The organism is Mesorhizobium sp. M7A.F.Ca.CA.002.15.2.1 (assembly GCF_003998715.1).
In the GTDB taxonomy this organism is placed as follows: domain Bacteria; phylum Pseudomonadota; class Alphaproteobacteria; order Rhizobiales; family Rhizobiaceae; genus Mesorhizobium; species Mesorhizobium ciceri.
On the sequence record NZ_RZPI01000665.1, the window covers coordinates 1 to 3,014 of the forward strand.

3 protein-coding genes and 1 pseudogene are annotated in these 3,014 nt (G+C 62.9%); 2 read left to right on the forward strand and 2 right to left on the reverse strand.

Features of this window, described 5'->3' with window-relative positions; all coding sequences use genetic code 11:
* The coding region (locus tag ENZ74_RS34745; RefSeq protein WP_127313119.1) for a hypothetical protein at positions 1–264 on the forward strand (264 nt) is incomplete at its 5' end.
* 69 nt (positions 265–333) lie between these two features.
* Here the strand turns inward: ENZ74_RS34745 and msrA are convergent.
* Both msrA and ENZ74_RS27175 read right to left on the reverse strand, forming a co-directional pair.
* Positions 334–852 (reverse strand): peptide-methionine (S)-S-oxide reductase MsrA, encoded by a 519-nt coding sequence (gene msrA / locus ENZ74_RS27170; protein ID WP_013530793.1) that lies wholly within the window; start codon positions 850–852, stop codon positions 334–336.
* A gap of 82 nt (positions 853–934) precedes the next feature.
* Positions 935–2,482 carry a glycosyltransferase family 39 protein gene (locus ENZ74_RS27175; RefSeq protein WP_063170277.1) on the reverse strand — a complete coding sequence of 516 codons (1,548 nt, stop codon included), beginning with the start codon at positions 2,480–2,482 and terminating at the stop codon, positions 935–937.
* Positions 2,483–2,781: 299 nt separating this feature from the next.
* On the opposite strand from ENZ74_RS27175, the pseudogene ENZ74_RS27180 reads away from it, so the two are divergent.
* Positions 2,782–3,014 (forward strand): annotated as a pseudogene (locus ENZ74_RS27180) (hypothetical protein); the annotation flags it as partial.

Consider the following 3,014-nt stretch of genomic DNA (forward strand, 5'->3'; position numbering starts at 1 on the left):
AGACAGGCGCAGAGCAATGGCACAAGCGGCACCGACGGATCCGGCGGCAGCGGCAAGTCGGTCACCGTCGACCCAAATACGCCGGCTTCGCCGAACACGGTAGACCCCGGCACGACCAACAGTACGACGGTAGCACCGGGCGCCACGAATTCAAACGCGGATGAAAATTGCCCTGCCCATCCGCAGGGCGCACAGCCCGATGCCAGTGGAACGTCGCCGGGCACCACCGCGCCGACAGTTAATGACAACCATTGCGGCAAGTAGGAATTGCAATGAAAAGAAGCCGCGGAGCGAGCGCTCCGCGGCTTCTCAAATCCTGTCGTATCAGTGTATCTACGGCACCGCTTTTTCCCGAACCGGCAGCTTCCACCCCGGCCTGACGAAGTGGCAGGTGTATCCGTTGGGGTATTTCTCCAGATAGTCCTGATGCTCGGGCTCGGCTTCCCAGAAGGGGCCAACGGGTGCGACTTCGGTGACGACCTTGCCCGGCCACAGGCCCGAGGCATCGACATCGGCGATCGTGTCCTCGGCGATGCGCTTCTGTTCGTCGCTGGTGTAATAGATCGCCGAGCGATAACTCGTCCCGACATCGTTGCCCTGGCGGTTGCGGGTCGTCGGATCGTGGATCTGGAAAAAGCGTTCCAGCAGCGTGCGATAGCTTATGATGGCCGGATCGAAATTGATCTCGATGGCTTCGGCATGGCTGCCGTGGTTGCGGTAGGTGGCGTTGGGCACGTCGCCGCCGCTGTAGCCAACACGGGTGGAAATGACGCCGGGATAGCGCCGTATCAAATCCTGCATACCCCAGAAGCAGCCACCGGCAAGGACTGCGCGTTCGGTCGAAGTCGCCATATCACGTCTCCTCAAAGGCAAGTTTGTCTGGACATAGATGGGCATTGTCACCTGCTTCGTCCAGCGGACCGGCGGATCTGCTTCAGTTGCTCGGTCGGGCGAGGCCGTCGATAGCACCCGGCAACTGCCGCGCGCCAGGCGGAATGGCTGCGAAGCTGATCGCCACCGGCGGCGCCTTGAGCGACCAGTCGAAAAGAACGGTTTTGATCGGGATGTCGCCCACCCACGCCTGCAGATAAGATGGCACATCGCGCCCGGGCCAGACCAGCAATATGCCATGCTCGCGCAGCCGCTCCTTGGTGATCCAGGGGGCGTACTGCATGTTCAGTTCGGTGAAGATCGACGGCTTGTCATAGGCATTGAGGCCCGCCAGCGGCGCAATAAGGGCATGGCCGCCGACGATGTCGAGCCGATCGGGCGTCGCAGCGTGCCAGACAGCCTCTGCCTCATCCGAGATCTTTTGCGCCGGCCAGCAGACGGCGTCCATGCGCCCACGCAGATTGCATTTCGTCCAGCGGATGCCCGCATAGGCACCGGATATGCCGACAATGGAGATGAGCGCGCAGATCGCCAGCTTTCGCATCTCGATGGCGCCGAGGCGATGGCCCAGCAAGGCGAGCGCCACAACGCCAGCAAGATTGTACATCGGCGCGCCCCAGGCCTCGCCGGCGCCGGTGAACAGGGACGCCACCATGACGAGGATCGCCGGGCCAACCCCCATCCACAAGAGATAGACCAGCGTGCCGCGCCCGACGGGCTTTTGCGGCGCGGGCGAGCGCCGCAGCAGCCCTGATATCGCCAGCACCAGAAGAAAGCCGCAGAGCCCAGCCATCTGGACGCCGATATAATAAAAGCGGGAGCGATGAGCCACCACCCACTGATCGCGCCAGGCGGCATAGGTCAGCGGCAGGAAATCGACGCGGCAGAGTTCGGCGGCCAGTGGAGCGGCGACAGCGCCGAAAACCGCGAGCCCGAGCCATGGCCAGGGCGTGGCGAGCCGACTGCGTGCGCGTGTGTCCGACAGCAGCCAGATCGCCCCGAAAAGCAATAATAGGCCGGTGGAAAGCTTGGCATAGAGCCCGACGCCCGACACCAGCCCGAGCGCCAGCCACCAGCCCGGCCCACCACCACGGCCCGCACGCCACAACAGCCAGCAGATAGCGGCCCAGAAGGGCATCTGCGCGTAGTCATGATTGAACTGTGGGGTCGGCCAGCCGAAGAAATAGAGCGACGGCATCAGAAGCACGGCGGCCAGCGCGCGGGTTCGCCCGAGCATGTCGCGGGCCAGCAGATAGACTAGCACGAAAGTGGCCGAGATCGTTAGCTGAGCCACGAGATATTGCGGCCAGCGGAACGATCCGGTCAGAAGATGGCTGATCTCGAGCAGCCAGCCGGGAAGCTGTGGATGCTTGTAGGTCAACAGCACCCATTCGCGGCCCCACATGAAGCCTTCGACGACATCGTTGGGCGGTGACACGTCGACAAGCGCGGGCGCCACGGTCCAGCACAGGATCTGTGTCAGGCATAAAAGCGCCAGGCCGGCTTCTGGATAGCGCGTCAGCCCCTGCCAGATCGACGACTGCCGCCAGTCGCCTGGAACAGAACTGCCGACCGGCAGCCAACCGTTCATGGGTTCGTCGATTCGCGTCATGCGGTGGATAAATCACACCGGACGGTTTTTGGAACAGCCCAGAACTCGAAGCTTACGAAAATGTAAACTTGGGTGACCATGGCAAAACCAAGATTGAGGCAGAGTTTCGCGCCACCATGCCGCCTCTCTCATCATCACATGCCAGCAGGACAACAATGGAACACGCCGTCCCGGAGCGCCCTGAACATGCCGGGCACGGCGCATCGGGCGTGATCGCGGCAGGCGTCGCCTACGCCTGACCGGTTCCCGTCCCCCAAAAAGCATCCAGGATTTGATAAATGCGCCACCACCATGCCATCATCCACTACCGTGCGCTCGATTTCTGGATGGCCCGTGCGGCCGTTCTCGTCATCATCTGCCTGCAGCTTCTGGTCATCAACAATCTCTCATTCGGACCGCGCTGGCTAGCGCCCGCGCTGGAGGCCGCTCTGCTGCTGCCCTTGTCGGTGGCCACCGCCTGGACACAGGCCGCCACCCGCAAGGCGGTCGAGGACCACGAGTGGCATGCGAT